This is a genomic window from Pseudomonas sp. MSSRFD41 (genome assembly GCF_014230245.1).
In the GTDB taxonomy this organism is placed as follows: Bacteria; Pseudomonadota; Gammaproteobacteria; order Pseudomonadales; family Pseudomonadaceae; genus Aquipseudomonas; species Aquipseudomonas piscis.
Map to the genome: position 1 here is coordinate 234,107 of NZ_JACKZK010000003.1, position 23,368 is coordinate 257,474.

The 23,368-nt window shown below is 62.2% G+C and carries 24 protein-coding genes and 1 tRNA gene; 18 read left to right on the plus strand and 7 right to left on the minus strand.

Annotated elements, in window-relative coordinates; all coding sequences use genetic code 11:
- Nucleotides 1-39 precede the first annotated feature (39 nt).
- Nucleotides 40-1,326, minus strand: a complete 1,287-nt coding sequence (locus tag H7A76_RS07985) for an OprD family porin (protein ID WP_185698004.1) — start codon at nt 1,324-1,326, stop codon at nt 40-42.
- A gap of 233 nt (nt 1,327-1,559) precedes the next feature.
- Here H7A76_RS07985 and H7A76_RS07990 point away from each other — a divergent pair, with 233 nt between their 5' ends.
- Both H7A76_RS07990 and H7A76_RS07995 read left to right on the plus strand, forming a co-directional pair.
- Nucleotides 1,560-2,231, plus strand: a complete 672-nt coding sequence (locus H7A76_RS07990) for a response regulator (RefSeq protein WP_022642855.1) — start codon at nt 1,560-1,562, stop codon at nt 2,229-2,231.
- Nucleotides 2,224-3,621 (plus strand): sensor histidine kinase, encoded by a 1,398-nt coding sequence (locus H7A76_RS07995; RefSeq protein WP_185698005.1) that lies wholly within the window; start codon nt 2,224-2,226, stop codon nt 3,619-3,621. Before H7A76_RS07990 ends, H7A76_RS07995 begins: the two co-directional genes overlap by 8 nt.
- A gap of 10 nt (nt 3,622-3,631) precedes the next feature.
- Here the strand turns inward: H7A76_RS07995 and H7A76_RS08000 are convergent, their stop codons facing one another.
- Nucleotides 3,632-4,453: an HDOD domain-containing protein gene (locus H7A76_RS08000; protein ID WP_185698006.1), complete on the minus strand. Its 822-nt coding sequence runs from the start codon at nt 4,451-4,453 to the stop codon at nt 3,632-3,634.
- A 37-nt stretch (nt 4,454-4,490) separates the two neighbouring features.
- Complete coding sequence (locus tag H7A76_RS08005) at nt 4,491-5,432, minus strand: YgfZ/GcvT domain-containing protein (protein ID WP_185698007.1); 942 nt, start codon at nt 5,430-5,432, stop codon at nt 4,491-4,493.
- Between the two features lie 149 nt (nt 5,433-5,581).
- On the opposite strand from H7A76_RS08005, the gene H7A76_RS08010 reads away from it, so the two are divergent.
- Together H7A76_RS08010 and H7A76_RS08015 are read left to right on the plus strand one after the other, a co-directional pair.
- Nucleotides 5,582-5,836 (plus strand): succinate dehydrogenase assembly factor 2, encoded by a 255-nt coding sequence (locus tag H7A76_RS08010; RefSeq protein WP_022642859.1) that lies wholly within the window; start codon nt 5,582-5,584, stop codon nt 5,834-5,836.
- Nucleotides 5,820-6,272 (plus strand): protein YgfX, encoded by a 453-nt coding sequence (locus H7A76_RS08015; protein ID WP_185698008.1) that lies wholly within the window; start codon nt 5,820-5,822, stop codon nt 6,270-6,272. The genes H7A76_RS08010 and H7A76_RS08015 overlap by 17 nt, the downstream gene beginning before the upstream one ends.
- Here the strand turns inward: H7A76_RS08015 and nadB are convergent.
- Entirely contained in the window at nt 6,235-7,857 is a 1,623-nt protein-coding gene (nadB, locus tag H7A76_RS08020) for an L-aspartate oxidase (protein ID WP_185698009.1), read from the minus strand. The genes H7A76_RS08015 and nadB overlap by 38 nt on opposite strands.
- Nucleotides 7,858-8,415: 558 nt before the next feature.
- On the opposite strand from nadB, the gene rpoE reads away from it, so the two are divergent.
- The 4 genes from rpoE to H7A76_RS08040 all read left to right on the plus strand — a co-directional run bounded on the left by rpoE (nt 8,416) and on the right by H7A76_RS08040 (nt 12,235).
- Complete coding sequence (rpoE, locus tag H7A76_RS08025) at nt 8,416-8,997, plus strand: RNA polymerase sigma factor RpoE (protein WP_022642864.1); 582 nt, start codon at nt 8,416-8,418, stop codon at nt 8,995-8,997.
- A 31-nt stretch (nt 8,998-9,028) separates the two neighbouring features.
- Nucleotides 9,029-9,616, plus strand: a complete 588-nt coding sequence (locus tag H7A76_RS08030; protein WP_022642865.1) for a sigma-E factor negative regulatory protein — start codon at nt 9,029-9,031, stop codon at nt 9,614-9,616.
- Nucleotides 9,617-9,624: 8 nt separating this feature from the next.
- Nucleotides 9,625-10,581 (plus strand): MucB/RseB C-terminal domain-containing protein, encoded by a 957-nt coding sequence (locus tag H7A76_RS08035; protein ID WP_185698010.1) that lies wholly within the window; start codon nt 9,625-9,627, stop codon nt 10,579-10,581.
- 223 nt (nt 10,582-10,804) lie between these two features.
- Nucleotides 10,805-12,235, plus strand: a complete 1,431-nt coding sequence (locus H7A76_RS08040) for a DegQ family serine endoprotease (protein ID WP_185698011.1) — start codon at nt 10,805-10,807, stop codon at nt 12,233-12,235.
- A gap of 74 nt (nt 12,236-12,309) precedes the next feature.
- Here the strand turns inward: H7A76_RS08040 and H7A76_RS08045 are convergent, their stop codons facing one another.
- Nucleotides 12,310-13,743, minus strand: a complete 1,434-nt coding sequence (locus H7A76_RS08045) for a M48 family metalloprotease (RefSeq protein ID WP_185698012.1) — start codon at nt 13,741-13,743, stop codon at nt 12,310-12,312.
- A 222-nt stretch (nt 13,744-13,965) separates the two neighbouring features.
- Here H7A76_RS08045 and H7A76_RS08050 point away from each other — a divergent pair, with 222 nt between their 5' ends.
- Nucleotides 13,966-14,205, plus strand: coding sequence for a sulfurtransferase TusA family protein (locus tag H7A76_RS08050; protein WP_011059792.1), 240 nt, complete (start codon nt 13,966-13,968; stop codon nt 14,203-14,205).
- Between the two features lie 33 nt (nt 14,206-14,238).
- The gene (locus tag H7A76_RS08055; protein WP_022642870.1) at nt 14,239-15,309 is read left to right on the plus strand and encodes an AI-2E family transporter; all 1,071 of its coding nucleotides are present in this window, start codon (nt 14,239-14,241) and stop codon (nt 15,307-15,309) included.
- A 48-nt stretch (nt 15,310-15,357) separates the two neighbouring features.
- On the opposite strand, the gene H7A76_RS08060 is transcribed toward H7A76_RS08055, so the two are convergent.
- Both H7A76_RS08060 and H7A76_RS08065 read right to left on the minus strand, forming a co-directional pair.
- Nucleotides 15,358-15,831, minus strand: a complete 474-nt coding sequence (locus H7A76_RS08060) for a peroxiredoxin (protein WP_185698013.1) — start codon at nt 15,829-15,831, stop codon at nt 15,358-15,360.
- A 10-nt stretch (nt 15,832-15,841) separates the two neighbouring features.
- Nucleotides 15,842-16,402 (minus strand): glycine cleavage system protein R, encoded by a 561-nt coding sequence (locus H7A76_RS08065; protein ID WP_022642872.1) that lies wholly within the window; start codon nt 16,400-16,402, stop codon nt 15,842-15,844.
- 325 nt (nt 16,403-16,727) lie between these two features.
- On the opposite strand from H7A76_RS08065, the gene dapA reads away from it, so the two are divergent.
- The 8 genes from dapA to H7A76_RS08105 all read left to right on the plus strand — a co-directional run bounded on the left by dapA (nt 16,728) and on the right by H7A76_RS08105 (nt 23,313).
- Nucleotides 16,728-17,606: a 4-hydroxy-tetrahydrodipicolinate synthase gene (gene dapA, locus H7A76_RS08070; protein ID WP_185698014.1), complete on the plus strand. Its 879-nt coding sequence runs from the start codon at nt 16,728-16,730 to the stop codon at nt 17,604-17,606.
- A 17-nt stretch (nt 17,607-17,623) separates the two neighbouring features.
- On the plus strand, nt 17,624-18,739 hold the full coding sequence (gene bamC / locus H7A76_RS08075; RefSeq protein WP_185698015.1) for an outer membrane protein assembly factor BamC: 1,116 nt from the start codon (nt 17,624-17,626) through the stop codon (nt 18,737-18,739).
- Between the two features lie 4 nt (nt 18,740-18,743).
- The gene (locus H7A76_RS08080; RefSeq protein WP_185698016.1) at nt 18,744-19,502 is read left to right on the plus strand and encodes an MBL fold metallo-hydrolase; all 759 of its coding nucleotides are present in this window, start codon (nt 18,744-18,746) and stop codon (nt 19,500-19,502) included.
- Nucleotides 19,503-19,530: 28 nt separating this feature from the next.
- Entirely contained in the window at nt 19,531-20,244 is a 714-nt protein-coding gene (gene purC, locus H7A76_RS08085) for a phosphoribosylaminoimidazolesuccinocarboxamide synthase (RefSeq protein ID WP_185698017.1), read from the plus strand.
- A gap of 83 nt (nt 20,245-20,327) precedes the next feature.
- A tRNA-Ser gene (locus tag H7A76_RS08090) sits at nt 20,328-20,417 on the plus strand.
- Between the two features lie 206 nt (nt 20,418-20,623).
- Nucleotides 20,624-21,337, plus strand: a complete 714-nt coding sequence (locus H7A76_RS08095; RefSeq protein ID WP_185698018.1) for a GntR family transcriptional regulator — start codon at nt 20,624-20,626, stop codon at nt 21,335-21,337.
- Nucleotides 21,334-22,122, plus strand: a complete 789-nt coding sequence (locus H7A76_RS08100) for an SDR family oxidoreductase (RefSeq protein ID WP_185698019.1) — start codon at nt 21,334-21,336, stop codon at nt 22,120-22,122. Before H7A76_RS08095 ends, H7A76_RS08100 begins: the two co-directional genes overlap by 4 nt.
- 258 nt (nt 22,123-22,380) lie before the next feature.
- The gene (locus H7A76_RS08105) at nt 22,381-23,313 is read left to right on the plus strand and encodes a 3-keto-5-aminohexanoate cleavage protein (RefSeq protein WP_185698020.1); all 933 of its coding nucleotides are present in this window, start codon (nt 22,381-22,383) and stop codon (nt 23,311-23,313) included.
- Nucleotides 23,314-23,368: the final 55 nt, after the last annotated feature.

Sequence of the window (23,368 nt, forward strand, 5' to 3'; positions counted from 1 at the left end):
CCGGCCTGTCGGCATCGGCCATGTACGCGGTCCGTGGGGTCACCACAGGGCCACGCTGTAGCTCACCAGCAGGCGTACCTCGTCCGCGTCGCGAGCCGAATAGTTGGAGCGGTAGGTGGCATTGCGCAGGCGCACCGCGACATCCTTGAAGGTGCCGCTTTGCACCACGTACTTGAGCTCGGTGTTGCGTTCCCATTCCTTGCCGGTGTCGCCGTTCTTCAAGGCGATGTTGTCGCCGCTCAGGTAGCGGGTCATGAAGCTCAGGCCGGGAATCCCCAGCTTGGCGAAGTCGTAGTCGTAGCGGGCTTGCCAGGAACGTTCCTCGGCGCCGGCGAAGTCGTTGATCTGCACGAAGTTCACCAGGTAAGGGTCGCTGCCATCCACATAGGGAAAGGCGCTGTCGCCGGACAGGTGCTGATAGCCGGCGCTGAGTTTATGCCCGTCCAAGGCATAGCTCACCAGGCCGTTGAGGGCGCGGTTGTCGATCTTGCCGCCGCGGGCCTGGCCCTGGTCGTTGCTGATGGCCAGGCGCAGGTCGCTGGTGAAGGTGCCGGGGCCCAGGGGACGCGATGCCAGCAAGCCGAGGAAGTGCTGGTTGTAGACGTCGTCCAGCTGGGCGAAATGGTAGCTGGCGGTGATTTTGTCGCTGAGCTTGTAGTCCAGGCCGCCGAAGTTGAAGTGCTTGCCGGCCACGTTGCTGGCGAAGCGGCTGTTCTTGTTGTTGAGGCGGATATCCTCGTAGTTGCTGTCGTCGCGGTCCTTGGCTTTGTCCAGGCGACCGCCGGTGAAGGTCAGGTTGTTGATTTCCCTGGACGTCAACAGGCCGCCCTGGAAGGTCTGCGGCAAGATCCGCCCATCGTTGGGCTTGAGGATCGGCAGCTCGGGGATCAGGCTGCCGATCTTCAACTCGGTAGCGGAGAACCTGACCTTGCCGGTCAGGCCCAGCTTGGAATACTGGTTGGCCGCGCGACCGTCGTCGTGGGTCGGCAACAGGCCGGTGCCGGTGCGGTCGGGGCTGGAGTCGAGCTTGACCCCGAGCATGCCCAGGGCATCGACGCCAAATCCCAGGGTGCCTTCGGTGTAGCCCGACTGCAGGTTGAGCATGAAGCCCTGGGCCCACTCGTCGCGCTTGGATTGCTGGGTGCGGGTGCCGTCGCGAAAGTCGCGATTGAAGTACATGTTGCGGGTTTCGAAGGTGGCGCTGCTGTCTTCGAAGAACGCGGCCTGGGTCAGCGGAGCGGCAAGGGCGGCGGCGCTGGCGAGGGCGGTCGGGGTCAGGCGGGAGAAACGCACAGGCGCGCTGGCCTGGGAGTGCGGGGATGGCATCCGGTGGTACTCCGATATTGTTCTTATTCTGATGAAAACGCTTCGAGGCGCTTTGCATGTCGGCGGAGCTCGGCAAGGCTGCCGAAACTTTCCGTGACAGGACTCTAAAGGGCCAACCTTTCGCTAACCTTTCAGCCAGCTTTCAAGGTTTTCGGGCTTCACAGCAGCGGTTGCGGCGGTACACTCCGCGCGCAAAAGGACTGTCGATTCCCCCCTGAACGAGGTGCAAAACCATGCGGGTCCTGCTGGTCGAAGACCATCTGCAACTGGCTGAAAGTGTCGCCCAGGCGCTCAAGAGCACGGGCCTGACCGTGGACGTGCTGCACGATGGGGTGGCCGCTGACCTGGCGCTGAGCAGCGAGGAATACGCCATGGCGGTGCTGGATGTCGGCCTGCCGCGCATGGATGGCTTCGAGGTGCTGGCGCGCTTGCGCACCCGTGGCAAGAACCTGCCGGTGCTGATGCTCACCGCTCGCAGCGACGTCAAGGATCGGGTGCATGGGTTGAACCTGGGGGCCGACGATTACCTGGCCAAGCCTTTCGAACTGACCGAGCTGGAGGCCCGGGTCAAGGCCCTGTTGCGCCGCAGCGTGCTGGGCGGCGAGCGCCAGCAGCGATGCGGAGTGCTGGCCTACGATCTGGATACGCGGCGCTTCACCCTGGGCCAGGAGCTGTTGACCCTGACCTCGCGCGAGCAGGCGGTGCTCGAGGCCCTGATCGCCAGGCCCGGGCGGGTCATGAGCAAGGAGCAGCTGGCGTCCCAGGTGTTCGGCCTGGATGAAGAGGCCAGCCCGGACGCCATCGAGATCTACATCCACCGTTTACGCAAGAAGCTCGATGGCCACGCGGTGGCTATCGTCACCTTCCGTGGCCTGGGCTATCTGCTGGAAAGTCGCGATGCATAGGCCCAGCAGCCTGCGCTGGCGCCTGTTGTGGAACCTGGCGCTGTTGCTGGTGGTATTGATGCTGGCCAGCGGCCTGAGCGCCTACTGGAACGGTCGCGAGGCCGCCGACACCGCCTACGACCGAACCCTGCTGGCCTCGGCGCGGACCATCGCCGCCGGTTTGTCCCAGCGTGATGGCAGCCTCAGCGCCAACGTGCCCTATGTGGCCCTGGACACCTTCGCCTATGACAGCGCAGGGCGGATCTACTACCAGGTCAACGATATCCACCAGCAGTTGATTTCCGGCTACGAGAACCTGCCGGGACCACCGCCGGGCACCCCGCGCACCGATGACTATCCAGCCCTGGCGCGATTCTACGATGCCACCTACCAAGGGCAGAACGTGCGGGTGGTGAGCTTGCTCAAGGCGGTCAGCGAGCCGAACATGAACGGCATGGCGGAAATCCGCGTGGCCGAAACCGATGAAGCCCGGGTGGCCATGGCCCGCAGCCTGATGGCCGATACCCTGTTGCGCCTGGGGATGTTGGCCATCGGTGCCTTGCTCCTGGTGTGGTTCGCGGTGAGTGCCGCGTTGCGGCCGCTGGAGCGCTTGCGCAGTGCGGTGGAGGAGCGCCAGCCGGATGATTTGCGTCCCTTGCCACTGGTGTCGGTGCAGCATGAACTGGGACCGTTGGTACGGGCCTTGAACCATTTCACCGAGCGCCTGCGCGGCCAGTTCGAGCGCCAGGCGCAATTCATCGCCGATGCGGCGCATGAGTTGCGTACTCCCCTGGCGGCGCTCAAGGCGCGTCTCGAACTGGGGCTGCGTTCCCAGGAACCGCAGACCTGGCGTTCGACCCTGGAGAACGTGGCCCAGGGCACCGATCGCCTGACTCACCTGGCCAACCAGCTGTTGTCCCTGGCCCGGGTGGAAAACGGCGCCCGGGCCATTGCCGAAGGTGGGGCGCAGTTGCTCGATCTCAGCCAGCTGGCCCGGGAGCTGGGCATGGCCATGGCGCCGCTGGCCCATGCCCGGGGCGTGGCGCTGGCCCTGGAGGCCGATGAGCCGGTGTGGCTCAAGGGCGAGCCGACCCTGCTCAACGAGCTCTTGAGCAACCTGCTGGACAACGCCTTGGCCCATACCCCGCCGGGCGGCAACGTGGTGCTGCGGGTCACGGCGCCGGGAGTGCTGGAGGTGGAGGACGACGGTCCGGGGATTCCCCTGGAGGATCGCGAGCGGGTCTTCGAGCGCTTCTACCGGCGCAACCAGCAGGTGGTCGGATCGGGCTTGGGCCTGGCCATCGTCGGCGAGATCTGCCGCGCGCATCTGGCACAGGTCAGCCTGCATGACGGCCAGCCGTCGGGCTTGAAGGTGCGGGTGAACTTCGGCGCTGACCAGGAGCCCCTGTAGGGAGTGCCACTCAATAGAGCATCGAGCGCGACTCTTCGAGGTCGCGGCACATGGCCTGGTCTTCCGGGTCGATCTTCAGCTTCTTGAAAGCAGGCACGCTCAAGGCATCGACCCGCGAGAGGCGATGGTCGGTGTCCTTGTGGCAGTACAGGATAGCGACCTGGACCAGGTCGACGTAGTCGATCCCGTCGGCTTGGCGCTTGAAGTCCAGGTACTGCTCGGGGATCTGTGCCAGTTGCTCGGGGAATTCCCAGACTTGCAGCAACTTGTTCCCCAGCAATGGATGGATCTGTTCGATCACGTGATTGAGGCTGACCGGGTCGGCCAGCAGCTCGTAGTGGTCCTCGGCGTAGGTCAGGATCGGCAGCACGCCAATCTGGTGCACCAGGCCGCCGAGCGCCGCCTGGTCCGGCTTGAGCTGGCTGTAGCTGCGGCATAGGGCATAGCTGACCCCGGCCACCTCAAGGCTGCGCCGCCAGACGTCGCGCATCTTGCGTTCCACCACCTCGGAGCGGGCGTTGAAGATCTGCTCCATCACCAGGCCGATGGCCAGGTTGCTGCTGTAGTTGACTCCCAGGCGGGTGATGGCGGTGTGCAGGTCGGTGACTTCCTGGGCCGCCCGCAGCAGCGGGCTGTTGACCACCTTGATCAGCCGCGCCGACAGGGCGGTATCGCGGCCTATCACCTTGCTCAGAGTGCTGACACTGATTTCCGGGTCTTCGGCGGCCTGGCGAATCTGCATGGCCACCTCCGGTAGGGTCGGCAGGACCAGGTCATCGTTGTCGATGGCCTCCAGCAAATCCTGTTGGACCTTTTCCGCCAGCTCAGTCATCTCGGTTCTCTTGGGTGGTGCAGGAAAGGGCGGGCGATCAGCGCTGGATTTCGCGATCACGGTCCAGCTGGTATGGCAGCTCGAGCAATTGCAGGTCCGGTCCTTCGGGCGTCCCCAGGTGCAGGTTGCCATCTTCCACGGCCTCGGCCTGCAACACCGCCAGTAATTCGATCCGCTCCGGGGCGCGGGCCGCCAGGACCACTTCGCCGATGGCGCTGCCGTGGATCGGGGCAAACAGCGGAGTGCCGGGCTCCGGTTGTTCGTCCGTGGCCAGGGCCAGGCGGTACAGGCGGCGCTTGAGCTTGCCCAGGTACTGCATGCGGGCGACGATTTCCTGTCCGGTATAGCAACCCTTCTTGAAGCTGACGCCACCCACGGCCTGCAGGTTGAGCATCTGCGGGATGAACAGCTCGCGGGTCTGTGCCATGACCTGGCCCAGGCCGGCCCGGATCTGCCCCAGCAGCCACTGGTTCAGCTGGCCTTCGGGCAGTCGCGCGGCCAGTTGCTGGCCCAGGCTGGCGGCGCGTTCGGCCGGGACCCAGAGTTCGGCGCGGTCGCTCGAGACGCGCACCGCGATCAGGCCATCTGCCCGGGCCACGGCACCGTCTTCCTGGGGCAGTTCCAGGCCCAGCTGGTCGAGGGCGGCCTGGGCCGAGGACAGGCCGAAACGGGCCCAGCGGGTGCTTTCATCGCTGAGCGTGGCCTTGGAGAACACCGCGTATTTCTTCAGGTCCGCCAGTTGCGGCTCCACCAGTTCGCCGGCCATGGCCAGCAGGCAGCCGTCACCCTCCAGGAGGATACGGAAACTGGATTGCATGCGGCCTTTCTGGGTGCAGCGGGCGCCAAGGCTGGACTGGCTGTCGCTGAGGTAATTGAGGTTGCAGGTCAATTGGCCCTGCAGGAATTTGCCGGCATCGGGGCCGCGGACGGCGAGTACGCCTTCGTGGGACAGGGGGCAGAAAAAAGCGGAGTCAGCCATGGTTCATCGCAGGGTAAAAAGTCTGGGGCACATCATAAGGGGGCGCCTTTGAAATGGATAGTTCACAAAGGATAGGCGGTGGCCGACCAAAGCCGACTGTCATCACCTGTCCCGGGCTGTATACTGGCGCCCTATTTGAGGAGCGTTCCATGGTTGAAGATGTTGAACTGAATCGCCTCTACTGGCACAGCCGTCGCGGCATGCTCGAACTGGACGTGTTGCTGGTGCCGTTCGTCAAGGAGGTGTACCCGCATCTCAACGAAACGGATCGCCAGTGCTACCGCAACCTGCTCGAGTGCGAGGACCAGGACATGTTCGGCTGGTTCATGGAGCGCAGCGAATCCCCTGATCCCGAGTTGCAGCGCATGGTGCGCATGATCCTGGATCGTGTCCAGCCCAAGTAAGCTGTTCGAGAGCCGCTGGCGGGCGTCCATGCAACTGCTGGCGGCTTATCTGTTGGCCCAGGCTTTCGCCCTGGGTGCCGTTTTTCTTCTCGACATTCCGCTTTTCTCCAAGCTCCTGGGGTTGTCGCTGTGCCTGTTGCACGCCGCCTGGGCGCTGCCCCGGCAAGTCCTGTTGAGCCACTCCCGAGCCTTCACCCGCCTGCGTCACGGTGTCGCCGGCTGGCAGTTGTGGAACCGTGCCGGTGGCTGGCAGGCGGTGCAGTTGTGTCCCGATAGCCTGGCGCTGCCGTTGATCGTGGTATTGCGTTTTCGCCTGAAGGGCCGGCGCCGGATTCACTCCGTCTGCGTTCCGCGGGATGCGCAGGCGGCCGACGAGCATCGGCGCCTGCGGGTACGGCTCAAGTTCGCTCGCGATAGGTGGGCGGCTGCAGAATAGTGTCCCGGGCCTCGGGGAGCATCTGTGGATAGTCGAGGGTGTAGTGCAGGCCCCGGCTTTCCTTGCGAGCCATGGCCGAGAGAATCATCAGCTCGGCGACCTGGGCCAGGTTGCGCAGCTCGATGAGGTCGCGGCTGACCTTGTAGTTGCTGTAGAACTCGTCGATCTCGTCCAGAAGCAGGCGCACCCGGTGCTGTGCCCGTTGCAGGCGTTTGTTGGTACGCACGATGCCTACGTAGTCCCACATGAACCGCCGTAGTTCATCCCAGTTGTGCGCGATGATCACGTCCTCGTCGGAATCGGTGACCTGGCTGGCGTCCCAGGCGGGCAGGGCGATAGGCAAGGCGACCTGCGGTAGTTGCCGGAGGATGTCGGCCGCTGCCGAGCGTGCATAGACGAAGCACTCGAGCAGCGAATTGCTGGCCATGCGGTTGGCCCCGTGCAGGCCGGTAAAGCTGGTCTCGCCGATGGCATACAGGCCAGGCACGTCGGTCTGGCCATGCTGGTCGACCATGACTCCGCCGCAGGTGTAGTGGGCCGCCGGCACCACCGGTATGGGCTGCCGGGTGATGTCGATGGAGAATTCCAGGCAACGCTCGTAGACCGTGGGGAAGTGGCTCTTGATGAAAGCTTGCGGCTTGTGGCTGATGTCCAGGTAGACGCAGTCGATACCCAGGCGCTTCATTTCATGGTCGATGGCCCGGGCGACGATGTCCCGGGGGGCCAGCTCGGCCCGTGGGTCGAAGCGCTGCATGAAGCGCTCGCCATTGGGCAGCTTCAGGTGGGCGCCTTCGCCGCGCAGGGCTTCGGTCACCAGGAAGTTCTTGGCCTGCGGGTGGTACAGGCAGGTGGGATGGAACTGGTTGAACTCCAGGTTGGCCACCCGGCAGCCCGCGCGCCAGGCCATGGCGATGCCATCGCCGCAGGCACTGTCGGGGTTGCTGGTATAGAGGTAGACCTTGGCCGCGCCGCCAGAGGCGAGGATCACGAAGCGCGCGCCGAAGGTGTCGACTTCGCCGGTGGTGCGGTTGAGCACGTAGGCACCCAGGCAGCGCTCGCCTTCCAGGCCCAGGCGCTTCTCGGTGATCAGGTCGACCGCGACCCTCTGTTCCAGCAGTTCTATATTGGGATGCTGCCGGGCCTTGGCCAGCAGGGTGGTGAAGATGGCCGCGCCGGTGGCATCCGCCGCATGGATGATCCGCCGATGGCTGTGGCCTCCTTCACGGGTCAGGTGAAACTCGAAGCCGTTGTCATCGTTGCCGGCTTCTTCGTCACGGGTGAAGGGGACTCCCTGGTCGATCAGCCACTGGATCGCCTCGCGGCTATGCTCCACGGTGAAGCGCACGGCGTCTTCGTGGCACAGGCCGGCACCGGCATTGAGGGTGTCGTCGACATGGGAATCGACCGTGTCGGTGTCGTCCAGCACCGCGGCCACGCCGCCCTGGGCGCGATAGGTCGAGCCGTTGGCGAGGTCGCCCTTGCTCAGGACCGCAATCCGCAGGTGGCTGGGCAGCGTCAGGGCCAGGCTCAAGCCGGCGGCACCGCTGCCAATCACCAGAACATCGTGTTGAAACTGTTGGCTCATTTGAAGGATTCCGCTCAAAGCGACCCGGGACGGGGTTGGCGCAAGACGCCTGAATCGGCAAGTCAAAGCAGCCACACAGCCCACTAGTATATAGAGGGGGGGAGCGGCACAATAGCCGCGCCTGCATGGCATTGTGCGACTTCGCTGAGCAAAAGCGCTGCTTGCGGTCAGCCGGGGCTCAGGCCGTTACCAGGCCTGACAGGGACGATCGAGGGCACAGGGCTGTTTTTCTCTTTAGCGTTACACATACTTCGTCCGGCACGGCTATAAAGATTGGGAACTTTTGCCAAGGCCCCAAACTCAATAGAAGGTTGCCTGAAAGAAGGGACAGCGTCGGTTTTATCCAGGGTTTTCAGCCTGTTTTCCTGGGGTGAAAATCGACGACAGGATTATTCGCGCAGCCGGCCTTGCCCGCGCTGCGTTTTTCGTGCGTGCCGGATCAGAGCCCGCAGGAAACTTGCTTGGAGGGGGAGAACTTTTGCGAAAAGCCCGAGTCTATGTTTGCAAGCCTGATCAATTAGTAGTGCACGCCTCCTCCGAGTTTATCGAGGAGTGTTCATGCTAACCCAGGAAGAGGATCAGCAGCTGGTCGAGCGCGTTCAGCGTGGCGACAAGCGAGCGTTCGATCTGCTCGTGCTGAAGTACCAGCACAAAATTCTCGGGTTGATCGTGCGTTTCGTGCACGACACCCATGAAGCCCAGGATGTCGCACAGGAAGCCTTTATCAAGGCATACCGTGCACTAGGTAATTTTCGTGGTGACAGCGCGTTCTATACGTGGCTTTACCGTATCGCCATCAATACGGCGAAAAACTATCTGGTTTCACGCGGCCGCCGGCCGCCGGATAGCGATGTCAGTTCTGAAGATGCGGAGTTCTATGATGGCGATCACGGCCTGAAGGATCTCGAATCACCGGAACGGTCATTGCTGCGGGATGAGATCGAAGGCACCGTCCATCGAACCATCCAGCAACTACCTGAAGATTTGCGTACGGCTTTAACTTTACGTGAATTTGATGGTCTGAGTTACGAGGACATTGCCAGTGTCATGCAGTGTCCGGTGGGTACCGTGCGCTCCCGGATTTTCCGCGCTCGGGAAGCCATCGATAAAGCCCTGCAGCCGTTGTTGCAGGAAACCTGAGACAGCGGCGACAGCCAAGAGAGGAACCGCCATGAGTCGTGAAGCCCTGCAGGAATCGCTGTCCGCGGTGATGGATAACGAAGCGGACGAACTGGAATTACGTCGGGTATTGAATGCCGTCGACGAAGTGGAAACCCGTGAGACCTGGGCTCGTTATCAAATCGCCCGGGCGGCCATGCACAAGGAGTTGCTGCTTCCACGTCTGGATATCGCCGCTGCCGTTTCTGCAGCCCTGGCTGATGAAGCCGTACCTGCCAAGGGTTCCCGTGGGCCATGGCGTAGCCTGGGTCGCCTGGCGGTAGCCGCCTCGGTGACGGTTGCGGTCCTGGCGGGTGTGCGCTTGTACAACCACGATGAGATCGCTGGCGTCGAACTGGCTCAGCAGGCTGGCCAGCCCACCCTGGCAGCGCCACAAGTCAAAGGCCCAGCGGTACTGGCCGGCTACAATGAGAATTCGGAAGCCACTGGCCCCATGGCCAATGGCGTATTGCAAGGACAGCCAGGCTGGCATGACCAGCGTCTGCCAAGCTATCTGCGTCAGCATGCCCAGCAAGCTGCACTCAAAGGCACTGAAAGCGCATTGCCTTATGCTCGTGCGGCAAGCCTGGAAAACCGCTAAGGAGGATCATGCGCGCCATCCCTCTACTCTCGCTTCTGCTCAGTGGCTGGTTTGTGGTTCCAGCCCACGCCGACGAAGCCCAGGACTGGTTGCAGCGTCTTGGGCAAGCGGAACAGCAGCAAAGCTTCCAGGGCACCTTCGTTTACGAGCGTAACGGTAGTTTCTCTACCCACAACATCTGGCATCGTGTCCAGGATGGAAGGGTTCTCGAGCGTCTGGTCCAGCTCGATGGCTCTGCTCAAGAGGTAGTGCGTGTCGATGGTCGCACCCAATGTGTCAGTGGCACGCTGGTGGCAGGATTGGGAGATTCTGCAGACTCGGTGGCGCGTGCGCTGGACCCTCAGAAACTCAAGAATTGGTACGACCTTGCCGTCATCGGCAAGTCGCGGGTGGCAGGGCGTCCGGCGGTGATCGTCTCGGTCGCGCCCAAGGACCAGCATCGCTACGGCTTCGAGCTGCACCTGGATCGTGAGACCGGGCTACCACTCAAGTCCTTGCTGCTCAACGACAAGGGGCAATTGCTCGAGCGCTTCCAGTTCACCCGCCTGGATACTCGCGATGTTCCGGGGGATGCCGAGCTGCGTGCCACCGCCGACTGCAAGCCAGTCACCCTTGATAGTGATAAGGCTTCGGCAGTCAAGGCTGCACAAACCTGGCGCTCCGACTGGTTGCCGCCGGGCTTCGAGTTGACCAGCAGCAGTGCGCGCAAGGATCCGCAAACCAAGGTGATGGTCAACAGCCTGCTGTATGACGATGGCCTGGCACGGTTCTCGGTATTCCTCGAGCCGCTCAACGGTGCAACGGTCACCGACACCCGGACCCAGCTTGGGCCCACCGTGGCGGTATCGCGTCGCCTGACCACGCCCGATGGCGAGATGATGGTCACGGTAGTCGGGGAGATCCCGATCGGTACCGCCGAGCGTATCGCCTTGTCGATGCGTTCAGACTCTACCGCTAAGCAATGAAGCTTTATTGGTTGTGCAAGAGGTCAGTGATGGCTACTCCACAATTGAGAAGATGAAATGTTTGGCCAGCAAATTCATTTGCAAAATCCCCAGAGTTTTTTTATAGGTCAGAGCCTTTCGGTTCTGACCTAATTTGTCGTTCCTGGAACAAAACTGCCGCCCGCTTGGTGTCGGCGCTGTTCGTTCCCTATCGCTTAACCACGCTCGTCGTAACGGGAGCCGTATGTCGATACCACGCTTGAAGTCCTACTTCACCATCCTCGCCACTGTGCTGGTGCTTGGGCAGGCCGTTTCTGCCCAGGCGGCCGAACTGCCTGATTTCACCCAACTGGTCGAGCAGGCATCGCCTGCGGTGGTGAACATCAGTACCACGCAGAAACTGCCTGATCGCCGGGTCTCTGCGGGCCCCATGCCCGACCTCGAAGGCCTGCCGCCGATGCTGCGGGAATTCTTCGAGCGTGGCATGCCGCCACAGCAGCGTTCTCCCCGTGGGGATCGACAGCGCGAAGCCCAGTCCCTGGGCTCGGGTTTCATCATCTCCCCGGATGGCTACATCCTGACCAACAATCACGTGATCGCTGACGCTGACGAAATCCTCGTACGCCTGGCCGATCGCAGCGAATTGAAAGCCAAGCTGGTCGGTACCGATCCGCGTTCCGACGTGGCGCTGTTGAAGATCGATGGCAAGGACTTGCCCGTATTGAAGCTGGGCAAGTCCCAGGATCTGAAGGCTGGCCAATGGGTCGTGGCCATCGGCTCGCCGTTCGGCTTCGACCATACCGTGACCCAGGGCATCGTCAGTGCCATCGGTCGCAGCCTGCCGAACGAAAACTATGTGCCGTTCATCCAGACCGACGTGCCTATCAACCCGGGTAACTCCGGTGGCCCGTTGTTCAACCTGGCCGGTGAGGTCGTGGGGATCAACTCGCAGATTTATACCCGTTCCGGCGGCTTCATGGGCGTTTCCTTTGCTATCCCGATCGACGTAGCCATGGACGTGTCCTCCCAGCTCAAGGCGGGAGGTAAGGTCAGCCGTGGCTGGCTTGGCGTGGTGATCCAGGAGGTCAACAAGGACCTGGCCGAGTCTTTCGGACTGGAAAAACCTGCCGGAGCCCTGGTCGCACAGATCCAGGATGATGGTCCGGCTGCCAAGGGTGGCCTGCAGGTGGGAGATGTGATCCTCAGCCTCAATGGCCAGCCGATCGTCATGTCAGCGGACCTGCCACATCTGGTCGGCGCGCTGAAAGCCGGCGCCAAGGCCAACCTGGAAGTGATCCGTGACGGCAAGCGCAAGGCTATCGAGCTGACCGTCGGCGCTATTCCTGAAGAAGATCGGGACCTGAGCCAATTGTCCAAGTCCGGCGTCGAGCGCAGTAGCAACCGCTTGGGCGTGGCCGTGGTCGAGCTCAGTGCGGAACAGAAGAAAGCCTTTGATCTCAAGGGTGGCGTGGTGATCAAGGAAGTACAGGACGGCCCTGCGGCGCTTATCGGCCTGCAGCCTGGCGATGTGATCACTCACTTGAACAACCAGGCGATCAGCTCGACCAAGGAGTTCACCGAAATCGCCAAGGCGCTGCCGAAGAACCGCTCGGTTTCCATGCGGGTACTGCGCCAGGGACGAGCCAGCTTCATTACCTTCAAGCTGGCGGAGTAACTCGCCAGTTCCAGGTCTCGCCCAATAAAAAGCCCGCCTCACAAGAGGCGGGTTTTTTATTGTTCCGTCCAGCGTCAGCGCATCATGTCCTTGATCATCTGTTCCTGATCCATCATCTCGCGCTGGCGAGCATCGATTCGTGACGACAGCGGAAAGTTGCTGCCGGCGCGGCGCTTGGCGAAATCCAGCTGCTGGATGGCCTGGCGATAGTCTCCCACCAAGGCGAAGTACTCGGCGCGCGCCTGGTGCAGACCGATGATGTTGCCCGATAGGCCGCGGGTTTCCGCCACCAGGTACCAGACGTCCGGGTCATCGGGGCGGCTCTTGAGCAGACTTTCCAGGGCCTTTTCCGCATCGGCCGGACGATTCTGCTTGAGCAGCAGGTCGACCCGGATCTGGTGCAGCGGATAGTTGTTCGGATACTGGCCGAGCATCCGCTCCACTCGCGCCTGTGCGTCCGGCAGGCGGCTGCTGTTCATGTCCAGCTCGATCTGGGCCAGGTTGTAGGTAATGTCATTGGCCGATCTGGCTAGTAGCGGCTTGAGGTTCTCCCGAGCTTCGTTCCACTGGCTGCCCTTGATCTGGGCGATGGCCAGCCCGTAGCGGGCAATGTCGTTCTTTGGGTTTTCGTCGAGCTGGGCACGGAAGCGCTTGGCGGCCAGGCCAGGCGATTCCTCATAGTTCAGTTGCACCCGTGCGCGGATCAGTTGGTAGCGTAGGCTGTCCTCGATGCCGCCAGGCTTGGCCTGTTCGGCACGGTTGCGCGTGTCGGCGATCCGCGATTCGGTAACCGGGTGAGTCAGGAGGAACTCTGGCGGCTTGGCGTCGAAGCGGTACTGGCGCATCAAGCGTTCGAACATGGTGGGCATCGAGCGCGGATCGTAGCCAGCCTTCTCCAGGTTGAGAATGCCGATGCGGTCGGCTTCCTGTTCGTTCTGCCGTGAGAAGCGCCGCTGCTCCTGGATAGCCGCGGCCTGGGTGCCGGCGATGGCGGCGATCCCGGCGTCACCGGCGCCGGTGGCGGCAATCACGATGCCGGCCAGCATGGCGGCCATCATCGGCACCTGCATCCGGCGTTGTGCCTCGACGCCACGGGCGAAGTGGCGTTGGGAAAGGTGCGCCAGTTCGTGGGCCAGTACCGAGACATATTCACCCTCGGTCTGGGCGTTGAGGAACAGCCCGCCGTTGACGCCGACTATTCCGCCTGGTGCAGCGAATGCGTTGAGCTGGGGACTGTTGATCAGGATGAATTCCAAGCGCCGGTCGTTGACCTGGCTGGTCTCCACCAGCTTGTAGACGCTGGTTTCGACGTAGTCCTTGAGCTGCGGATCACTCAATTGCGAGACCTGGCTGCGCAGCAAGGAGAGCCAGGCCCGGCCCAGTTGGTATTCTTGTTGTGGAGAGACAATGGCTGAACTGGCATCGCCAAGTGACGGCAAGTCGTCGGCGAAGCCCGGTGAGGCGAGCAGGCAAGCGAGCGTCAGCAGAGTAGGGCGCAACAAATTCATGCACAGAGCCTTAATCGACAAAGGCTCTACTGTAGCTGGACACCTGTTCGGGAGCCAGACAAGGGCGGTGAAAACTCTGATGGAATAACGGTGCTTTTCGGCAAATTACTGCGTCTACGTCTGTACGCCTTTGGCGCGCGGGATTTTTGCGCCTGCTGGTTATCGGCTGCTTCGTCCCTCGGGGTATCCTAACGCCCTTGCATTTACCACCGGAGTAACACCATGACCGATGTCGTCGCCCATGATGCCGAGCTGGACGCCAGCGGGCTGAACTGCCCGTTGCCGCTGCTCAAGGCCAAGATGGAGCTCAATCGCCTGGCCAGTGGTGCGGTGCTCAAGGTCATTGCCACCGATGCCGGCTCCCAGCGCGACTTCCGCACCTTCGCCCGCCTGGCCGGTCATACGCTGCTGCGCGAAGAGGACGAGGCGGGAGTCTATCGCTACTGGTTGAAAAAGGCCTGACGCCGTTCACCGCTTTCATCTTAAGGATCACTGATGTTCAAAGTGCTACGCGACTGGATACAGCGCTATTTCTCGGACGAAGAGGCGGTGGTGCTGGCTGTCTTGCTGTTCCTGGCCTTCACCGCGGTACTGACCCTGGGCGGCATGCTTGCGCCGGTGCTGGCGGGCATGGTCCTGGCTTACCTGATGCAGGGGCTGGTGGTGAGCCTGGAGCGCCTGCGGTTGCCGGGTGGCGCCGCGGTAGGACTGGTGTTTGCCCTGTTCATGGGGGTGTTGCTGCTGTTCATCCTGGTGGTGGTGCCGCTGCTCTGGCACCAGTTGATCACCCTGTTCAACGAACTCCCGGGCATGCTTGCCAAGTGGCAATCGCTGCTGCTGTTGTTACCCGAGCGTTATCCGCACCTGGTGTCCGACGAACAAGTACTGCAGGCCATCGAGGTGGCGCGGGGCGAGATCGGCAAATTCGGGCAATGGGCTCTGACGTTCTCGCTGTCGAGCCTGCCGTTGCTGGTGAACATCATGATCTATCTGGTGCTGGTACCGATCCTGGTGTTCTTCTTCCTCAAGGATCGGGCCATGATCAGTCGTTGGGTCATCGGCTACCTGCCGCGGGAGCGGACACTGATCACCCGCGTGGCCCACGAGATGAACCGGCAGATCGCCAACTATATCCGCGGCAAGGTCATCGAGATCGTCATCTGCGGCGGTGTCACTTATATCGCCTTCGTCACCCTGGGCCTGAACTATGCGGCGCTGTTGGCGTTGCTGGTGGGAATCTCGGTGGTGGTGCCCTATGTCGGCGCAGTGGTGGTGACGGTGCCGGTGGCGTTGATCGCCCTGTTCCAGTGGGGGTGGAGTGACCAGTTCATCTACCTGATGGCGGTCTACGGGATCATCCAGACCCTGGATGGCAACGTGCTGGTGCCGCTGCTGTTCTCCGGGGCGGTGAACCTGCATCCGGTGGCGATCATCTGCGCGGTACTGTTGTTCGGCGGGCTCTGGGGCTTCTGGGGGATCTTCTTTGCGATTCCCTTGGCCACTCTGTTCAAGGCTGTGCTGGATGCCTGGCCGAGGAAGGATCCGATGGTGGCGCCACTGCTCTAGCGGTGGAGCAGATGCAAGCGGGGCGGCTGATCAGCCGCCCCGTTGGTTTCAGGCCTTGTTCAGGGCCTGGGCTGCGGCCAATACCGCATCGACATGGCCCGGGACCTTCACTGCGCGCCATTCCTGGCGCAGCACACCGTCCTTGTCGATGAGGAAGGTGCTGCGGTCTACACCCATGTATTCCTTGCCATAGAGCTTTTTCAGCTTGATCACGTCGAACAGCTGGCAGATGGCTTCGTCCTTGTCGCTGATCAGTTCGAACGGGAACTCCTGCTTGCACTTGAAGTTTTCGTGGGACTTCAGGCCGTCGCGGGAGATGCCGAAGATCTCGGTGTTGGCCGCCTGGAAGGCCTTGTACTGGTCGCGAAAGCCCTGGCCTTCGGTGGTGCAGCCTGGGGTGCTGTCCTTGGGATAGAAATACAGCACCACCTGCTTGCCCCTGAGGCTGGACAGGCTGACGGTCTGGCCGCTGGTGGCGGGGGCCTGGAAATCGGCGACGGGTTGGTCGATAGCTACGGCCATGGGGGTTTCCTTACATGGGGTTCTGTGGGCGCCAGGGTTCGATCAGGGCGTCGAGGTTCATGGCGTCGGCGAAATCCAGGAACTGGTCTCGCAGCCAGCTGATCTGGGTCCCGGCGGGCAGGGTCACGGTAAAGGTGGCATTGAGCATGGTGCCGCCGGTTTGCGGTGCCTGGTAGGTATCGCAGGTCAGGTTTTCCAGCTCCACATGGTGGTCGATGAAGAACTGGCACAGCTCGTTGATGATGTCCGGGCGGTAGGCCGCACTGACATAGGCGACATAAGGCAGGGCCTGGGGGCGGTTCTCCAGGGCGGCACTGCGTACCACGTTGGCGGTGAAGGCGTGCTTCTTGGCCAGGAAGGGCAGGTTGCTCTCCAGGCGTGCCAGGGCATCCCAGCTGCCGGAGACTTCCAGCACCAGCGCGCTGCACTCGCCGTGCCGGGTCAGGCGCGAGGTCACCACGGCGCAGCGGTTTTCATGGCTGGCGCGGCACAGGACGTTGGTCAGCTCCATGGGGTTGGCGCCGAGGGCACTGATGACAAGGAATTGTTCGCGAACGGTGGGGGTGGACATGCAGCGTTCCTAAAGCGATGAGCGGTCGATACTTGCAATAAGCCTGGGCCGGGCAAGCGCCGCTGGCGGCTTCCCGAAGTCCTGGACCACAAGCCGGTGGCGGGCCCCGGGATTCATGGAATAGAGGCAGGCAACGCGGGAACGGGGCTTTGGGGAGGCGGCGGGAGGCGATAACCCGGCCCATGTGCTTATCAAGTAGCAATCAAAGGCTGAAGGGTAGCGAAAACCATCGCTCAGGGGAATGCTCAGGGTGCGGGACTTCGCTTGTGCAAGGAACTTGGCGCCAGTACCATTACCGCTCTCTTTTTCCGGCAGGAGCGGTTGCATGATTGCGGGCAGTATGGTGGCACTGGTCACACCCATGGATGCACAGGGAAATCTCGACTGGGACAGCCTGAGCAAACTGGTGGACTTCCACCTGCAAGAGGGCACCAACGCCATCGTGGCGGTCGGCACCACTGGCGAGTCGGCCACCTTGGACGTCGATGAGCACATCGAGGTGATTCGTCGGGTAGTCGACCAGGTGGCGGGGCGCATCCCGGTGATCGCCGGCACCGGCGCCAACTCGACACGCGAAGCGATCGAACTGACCACCAATGCGAAAATCGCCGGCGCCGATGCCTGCCTGCTGGTGACCCCGTACTACAACAAGCCGACCCAGGAAGGCCTGTACCAGCACTTTCGCACCATCGCCGAGGCCGTGGACATTCCGCAGATCCTCTACAACGTGCCGGGCCGCACCGCTTGCGACATGCAGGCCGAGACCGTGATCCGCCTGTCCACCGTGAAGAACATCATCGGCATCAAGGAAGCCACCGGCGACCTGGAGCGCGCCAAGGCCATCCTGGCCGGTGTACGTAGCGATTTCCTGGTGTACTCCGGCGATGACGCCACTGCCGTGGAGCTGATCCTGCTGGGCGGCAAGGGCAACATCTCGGTGACCGCCAACGTCGCGCCGAAGGCCATGAGCCAGATGTGCGCCGCGGCCATGGCTGGCGATGCCGCCAAGGCTCGGTCGATTCACGAGACCCTGATGCCGCTGAACAAGACTCTTTTCATCGAATCCAACCCTATTCCCGTGAAATGGGCCCTGCACGAGATGGGCTTGATGCCGGACGGTATCCGCCTGCCGCTCACCTGGCTCAGTGCCGCCTGTCACGAACCGCTGCGGCAGGCCATGCGCCAGTCCGGCGTATTGGTTTAATTGAGGAAGTACAACGCATGAAGCGAATGGCCGGACTTTCCGCACTTGCCTTGATTATCTCCAGCACCAGTGGCTGCGGTTGGATCTGGGGCCCGGAAGGCTACTTCCGTGACCGGGGTAGCGATTACCTGCAAGCGCAACAAACGGCACCGATGCAACTGCCGCCGGATATCCAGACCTCCAAGCGTCTGGATCCGCTGCTGCCGATCCCGCGCAACGTTGCCGACGATAACGTCAAGGGCGAGTACGAAGTGCCTCGTCCACAACCGCTGTCGGCCATTGCCGATTCCAGCGACTACAGCCTGCAGAAGAGCGGCGACTCCCGTTGGGTCATGGCCCAGCATCCACCGGCCGAGGTCTGGCCAGTGGCGGTGCAGTTCTTCCAGGACAACGGTTTCCGCTTGGACCAGCAGCGTCCGCAGACCGGCGAGTTCACCACCGCCTGGCAGCGTTCCGACGAACTTTCCGCCGCCGTTGCCAAGCGCCTGGGCAGCGCTGGCGTCGCCGCCGATAGCGAGACTCGGGTACGGGTACGCATCGAGCCGGGCGTGCAGCGCAACACCAGTGAAGTCTATGTGGTCAGCGCCGAGCGCCCTGCCGGTAGCACCGCCGATGTGGAGTTCACCAATCGTTCGGTCAACACCGGCCTGGACGCCGCCCTGGTGGATGACCTGCTGGCCAGCATGAGCCGTACCTCCGAGAAAGGTGGCTCGGTATCCCTGCTGGCGGCCCGTGATTTCGACACTCCAAGCCGTGTCAGCCTCAGCGAGGACGGCAGTGGCAACCCGGTGCTGAACCTGGGTGCCGACCTGGATCGTGCCTGGTCCAGCGTCGGTCGTGCCCTGGAACAGGGTGAATGGCGGGTCGAAGACATCAACCGCAGCCTTGGCCTGTACTACATCAACCTGGCGGAAAAGGCCGAGAAAAAGAACGACGAGCCGGGCTTCTTCGGCAAGTTGTTCGGCAGCAAGCCCGCCAAGGAAGAGGTCGAGGCCCGTGCCGAACGTTATCAGGTACGCCTGAGCAAGGTGGGCGAGAACGTCCAGGTCACCGTCGAGAAGAACATCAACACCGTGGCGCCCGCCGACGTGGCGCGCAAGGTGCTGGGCATGATTCAGGACAACCTGGGCTGATTGGATGCGTTTCGCCGTTCTCGGCAGCGGTAGCCAGGGCAATGGCACCCTGATCGCCAGCGGCGACACGCATGTACTGGTGGATTGTGGTTTCTCCTTGCGGGAAACCGAGCGGCGCCTGTTGCGCCTGGGTGTCGCCCCGGAGCAACTGAACGCCATCCTGGTGACCCACGAACATGCCGACCATGTGCATGGCGTGGGTTTGCTGTCTCGGCGCTACAATCTTCCGGTCTACCTCAGTCAGGGAACCTTGCGTGGCATGCGCAAGCCAGTGGTGGCCACGGGCTTCGTACAGGGTGGCGAGCGGTTGCAGGTTGGTGGGCTGCGCATCGACGTGATCAGTGTCGCCCATGATGCCCTGGAGCCTACTCAGTTTGTCTTCAGCGATGGCCGACGACGCTTCGGCCTGCTGACCGATCTCGGTTCCTATGGTTCCGAGGTGTTGGACGGCTATCGCGGGCTGGATGCCCTGATGATCGAGGCCAACCATTGCCAGGAAATGCTGGCACGAGGTTACTACCCGTACTTCCTCAAGCAGCGTGTCGGTGGTGACCAGGGACATTTGAACAACCAGCAGGCCGCAAGCCTGGTGGCCGAATTGGGATGGCAGGGCCTGCAGCATCTGGTCCTGGCTCATCTGAGCAGCAAGAACAACCTGCCGCAGCTGGCCCGGCAATGTTTTGTCGACACCCTCGGGTGCGACCCGGACTGGCTGCAACTGGCCGATCAAGATTCAGGGCTCGACTGGCGTCACATCGCCTAGCCCAACTACCTAGCAAGCGGAGCCCATCATGGAAAAACGTGAAGAACTCTACCGCGGCAAAGCCAAATCGGTTTACAAGACCGATGACGCCGACCGCCTGGTCCTGCTGTTTCGCAACGACACCTCGGCGTTCGACGGCAAGCGCATCGAGCAGCTGGATCGCAAGGGAATGGTGAACAACAAGTTCAACGCCTTCATCATGCAAAAGCTCGAAGCCGCCGGTGTGCCGACCCAGTTCGACAAGCTGCTGAGCGACAACGAGTGCCTGGTGAAGAAGCTGGACATGATTCCGGTTGAGTGCGTAGTGCGCAACTACGCCGCCGGTAGCCTGGTCAAGCGCCTGGGCGTGGAAGAGGGCATGAAGCTCAATCCCTACACTTTCGAACTGTTCCTCAAGGACGATGCCAAGGGCGATCCCTTCATCAACGAATCCCATGTGGTGGCATTCGGTTGGGGCACTGCCGAACAACTGGCCCGCATGAAAGAGTTGTCGCTCAAGGTCAACGAAGTCCTGAGCAAGCTGTTCGACGACGCCGGCCTGTTGCTGGTGGACTTCAAGCTGGAGTTCGGCGTGTTCAGCGACGGTTCCATCGTCCTGGGTGACGAGTTCAGCCCGGACGGTTGCCGCCTGTGGGACAAGGACACCAAGAAGAAGATGGACAAGGACCGCTTCCGCCAGGGCCTCGGCGATGTGATCGAAGCCTACGAAGAAGTGGCCCAGCGCCTCGGCGTACCGCTGTAATCGACGCAAGCATCTGATAGCACGGAAAAATTTGCCTAGGGGGCTTCGCTTCCGGCAAAGGTGCTGTTATGATGCGCGCCGTTGGAGAGATGCCAGAGTGGCCGAATGGGACGGATTCGAAATCCGTTGTACCTTCGCGGGTACCTAGGGTTCGAATCCCTATCTCTCCGCCATTATTGAACAAGACTAAGCCCCCGTAATCTTTGAAGATTACGGGGGCTTTTTCGTTTTATGCCTTTTTCCCCATGTCCCTTGGCTTACTCCAAGGCGCGCGCGAGATCCTGCGCTGAATTTCAAGCGGACCTGCATTGAGTATTTGACATATTTGATTTGTGATCACATATTGTCGAGCACAAGAATCACAATACAGGTACGCCCCATGTCCGAAGGTCCCATCCCTCTTCCCACGTTGCGTCAGGTTTCGCGCGATACCTTGCAAGAGCAGGTATATCGGCAAATTCGCGAGGCCTTGATGAGCGGCCGCTTCCAGCCTGGTCAGAAGGTGACCATCCGTGGCCTGGCCGAAGCGTTGGGTTCCAGCCCGATGCCGGTGCGCGAGGCTCTGCAGCGCCTGAGTGCGGAAAATGCCTTTGAGGTCACCGAGACTTCTCGCTTACGGGTACGAATGATGACCGTGGAACGTCTGCGGGAGATTCGTGATGCCCGGGTGGCCCTGGAGGGGTTGTTGGCGGAGAAGGCGGTGCAGCACATGCAGCACGGTGACTTGCAGGAGATCGTCGAGCTCTGCCGGCAGATGCGCAAGGCCGCTGACGAAGTGGATGTTTCCCGCTATCTATGGACCAACTTCGCCTTCCACCGGCGTATCTACGCCGTGGCTCGGGCCGAGCTGACCATGGCTGCGGTGGAGAATTTCTGGTTGCACATGGGGCCTTGTTTCGCCCTGGTGGCCCCCGACAAGGCTCACCTGCAGCGTTCCATGGAGGCCCACGATCGGATCGTCGCGGCCCTGTCGACCGCAGATGCGCCTGCTGCCCGAGCAGCGGTCACCGACGACATCATGCAGGCCGCCGACTCCCTGGCCCGTTTGCTGGCCAAGGCGCCGAAGGCAGCGGCCAAAGGAGGTCGGGCATGAGCGTCTTGCAACGTTTACAGCCTTATCCGGACCTGCGGGTCATGATTTCCGGTGGTGCGGCGGGTATCGGCGAAGTGCTCGCCCGTGCCTATCTCGAGGCTGGAGCCCAGGTCCATGTATGCGATGTCAGCGAGGCGGCCTTGGCGGCGTTTCGCGACCGCCATCCCCAGGCGTTGGCCAGCCGGGCCGATGTCGGTGATCCGCAGCAGATCGAGGCGTTGTTCCAGCTGCAGGTCCAGCGTTTCGGCGGCCTGGATGTGCTGGTCAACAACGCCGGTATCGCCGGGCCCACCGCGGGTATCGATGCGGTCAGCGATGCCGACTGGCAACGCACCATCGATATCAATCTCACTGCCCAGTACCGTTTTGCCCATCATGCCGTGCCTTTGCTCAAGGCCTCGAGCAATGCCCACCTTTTGCATATCGCCTCGGTGGCCGGACGCCTGGGTTACGCCTGGCGCACTCCATATGCGGCGACCAAATGGGCGATCGTCGGCTTGATGAAGTCCCTGGCCGCCGAACTCGGCGCCAGCGATATCCGGGTCAATGCCCTGTTGCCGGGGATCGTCGAGGGACCGCGCATGGACGCGGTGATCCAGGCCCGGGCCGAACAGACCGGGACTCCCGTCGCGCAGATGCGCCAGCAGTACCTGGACAAGATTTCCCTCAAGCGCATGGTCAGCGCCGAGGACGTGGCCGCCATGGCGCTGTTCCTCTGTTCGCCGGCGGCGCGCAATGTCACCGGCCAGGCGATCAGCGTCGACGGTAACGTCGAGTACCTCTGACAGGCCGTTGAAAAACTACCTGCGTTGCCATCGCAGCGTTGAAAACAGGCTGGTGCGCCAGCCCGGTCAAAATGCTCATTGACCACTCGTGAACTGCGCTTTTTCGCCTGTTTTCACCTTGCGCCGGCTGCCTTGCCTACGTTTTTCAACAGCCTGCTAGCCGTACATGCGGCCAACCCTGCCGAAGGACTCGGCGGCGGATTTCATCAGCGACACCCTGGGATTTTTTTCTTCAAGAATAAAAGTCGGAGTACCGTCATGCCTGGAAAAACCCCTGTCATCATCACCTGTGCCGTCACCGGTGCGATCCATACGCCGTCCATGTCACCGCACTTGCCGGTTACCGCTGGGCAAATCGCCGCCGAAGCCATCGCCGCTGCCGAGGCCGGCGCCGCCATTGTCCACCTGCACGCCCGGGACCCTGAGGATGGGCGGCCGAGCCAGGACCCGGAGCTGTTCCGACGCTTCCTGCCACAGATCAAGTCGGCCAGCGACGTAGTGATCAACTTGACCACCGGCGGAGCGCCGACCATGGGGGTCGAAGAGCGCCTGCAACCGGTGCTGGAGTTCAAGCCGGAACTGGCTTCGCTGAACATGGGGTCGATGAACTTCGGCCTGTACGAAATGCTCAACCGCTTCACCGAGTTCAAGCACGACTGGGAGCGTCCGTACCTGGAAGAGAGCGACGATCGGATCTTCCGCAATACCTTCCGCGATATTGCGCACATCCTCAGCGCTTGTGCGCAAAACCGTACGCGTTTCGAGATCGAGTGCTACGACATCGGCCACCTCTATACCGCGGCGCATTTCCTTGAGCGCGGCTTGCTCAAGACGCCGCTGTTCATCCAGTCGGTGTTCGGCCTGCGGGGCGGGATCGGTGGCCATCCCGAGGACCTGGCCCATATGCGGCGCACCGCCGATCGCCTGTTCGGCGAGGACTATCACTGGTCGATTCTTGGCGCCGGACGCCACCAGATCCCCCTGGGGACCATGGGCCTGGCCATGGGCAGCCATGTCCGGGTGGGCCTGGAGGACTCGCTCTGGGATGGTCCGGGCAAGCTGGCCGCCAGCAATGCCGATCAGGTGCGGCGTATCCGCGCGGTGATCGAGGCCTTGGGCGGCCGTGTGGCGACGCCGGACGAGGCCCGGGCCATGCTCGGCCTCAAGGGGCGCGACCAGGTCGCTTTCTAGGCGACATATCCAGCCTGGGCGGAGCCTGTCCGCCCATCCCGCACAACAACAATAA

Bases quoted from the DNA above. Each gene is read 5' to 3' on its own strand.
- H7A76_RS07985 (WP_185698004.1), bottom strand. From the start codon at position 1,326: ATGCCATCCCCGCACTCCCAGGCCAGCGCGCCTGTGCGTTTCTCCCGC.
- H7A76_RS07990 (WP_022642855.1), top strand. From the start codon at position 1,560: ATGCGGGTCCTGCTGGTCGAAGACCATCTGCAACTGGCTGAAAGTGTC.
- H7A76_RS07995 (WP_185698005.1), top strand. From the start codon at position 2,224: ATGCATAGGCCCAGCAGCCTGCGCTGGCGCCTGTTGTGGAACCTGGCG.
- H7A76_RS08000 (WP_185698006.1), bottom strand. From the start codon at position 4,453: ATGACTGAGCTGGCGGAAAAGGTCCAACAGGATTTGCTGGAGGCCATC.
- H7A76_RS08005 (WP_185698007.1), bottom strand. From the start codon at position 5,432: ATGGCTGACTCCGCTTTTTTCTGCCCCCTGTCCCACGAAGGCGTACTC.
- H7A76_RS08010 (WP_022642859.1), top strand. From the start codon at position 5,582: ATGGTTGAAGATGTTGAACTGAATCGCCTCTACTGGCACAGCCGTCGC.
- nadB (WP_185698009.1), bottom strand. From the start codon at position 7,857: ATGAGCCAACAGTTTCAACACGATGTTCTGGTGATTGGCAGCGGTGCC.
- rpoE (WP_022642864.1), top strand. From the start codon at position 8,416: ATGCTAACCCAGGAAGAGGATCAGCAGCTGGTCGAGCGCGTTCAGCGT.
- H7A76_RS08030 (WP_022642865.1), top strand. From the start codon at position 9,029: ATGAGTCGTGAAGCCCTGCAGGAATCGCTGTCCGCGGTGATGGATAAC.
- H7A76_RS08035 (WP_185698010.1), top strand. From the start codon at position 9,625: ATGCGCGCCATCCCTCTACTCTCGCTTCTGCTCAGTGGCTGGTTTGTG.
- H7A76_RS08040 (WP_185698011.1), top strand. From the start codon at position 10,805: ATGTCGATACCACGCTTGAAGTCCTACTTCACCATCCTCGCCACTGTG.
- H7A76_RS08045 (WP_185698012.1), bottom strand. From the start codon at position 13,743: ATGAATTTGTTGCGCCCTACTCTGCTGACGCTCGCTTGCCTGCTCGCC.
- H7A76_RS08050 (WP_011059792.1), top strand. From the start codon at position 13,966: ATGACCGATGTCGTCGCCCATGATGCCGAGCTGGACGCCAGCGGGCTG.
- H7A76_RS08055 (WP_022642870.1), top strand. From the start codon at position 14,239: ATGTTCAAAGTGCTACGCGACTGGATACAGCGCTATTTCTCGGACGAA.
- H7A76_RS08060 (WP_185698013.1), bottom strand. From the start codon at position 15,831: ATGGCCGTAGCTATCGACCAACCCGTCGCCGATTTCCAGGCCCCCGCC.
- H7A76_RS08065 (WP_022642872.1), bottom strand. From the start codon at position 16,402: ATGTCCACCCCCACCGTTCGCGAACAATTCCTTGTCATCAGTGCCCTC.
- dapA (WP_185698014.1), top strand. From the start codon at position 16,728: ATGATTGCGGGCAGTATGGTGGCACTGGTCACACCCATGGATGCACAG.
- bamC (WP_185698015.1), top strand. From the start codon at position 17,624: ATGAAGCGAATGGCCGGACTTTCCGCACTTGCCTTGATTATCTCCAGC.
- H7A76_RS08080 (WP_185698016.1), top strand. From the start codon at position 18,744: ATGCGTTTCGCCGTTCTCGGCAGCGGTAGCCAGGGCAATGGCACCCTG.
- purC (WP_185698017.1), top strand. From the start codon at position 19,531: ATGGAAAAACGTGAAGAACTCTACCGCGGCAAAGCCAAATCGGTTTAC.
- H7A76_RS08095 (WP_185698018.1), top strand. From the start codon at position 20,624: ATGTCCGAAGGTCCCATCCCTCTTCCCACGTTGCGTCAGGTTTCGCGC.
- H7A76_RS08100 (WP_185698019.1), top strand. From the start codon at position 21,334: ATGAGCGTCTTGCAACGTTTACAGCCTTATCCGGACCTGCGGGTCATG.
- H7A76_RS08105 (WP_185698020.1), top strand. From the start codon at position 22,381: ATGCCTGGAAAAACCCCTGTCATCATCACCTGTGCCGTCACCGGTGCG.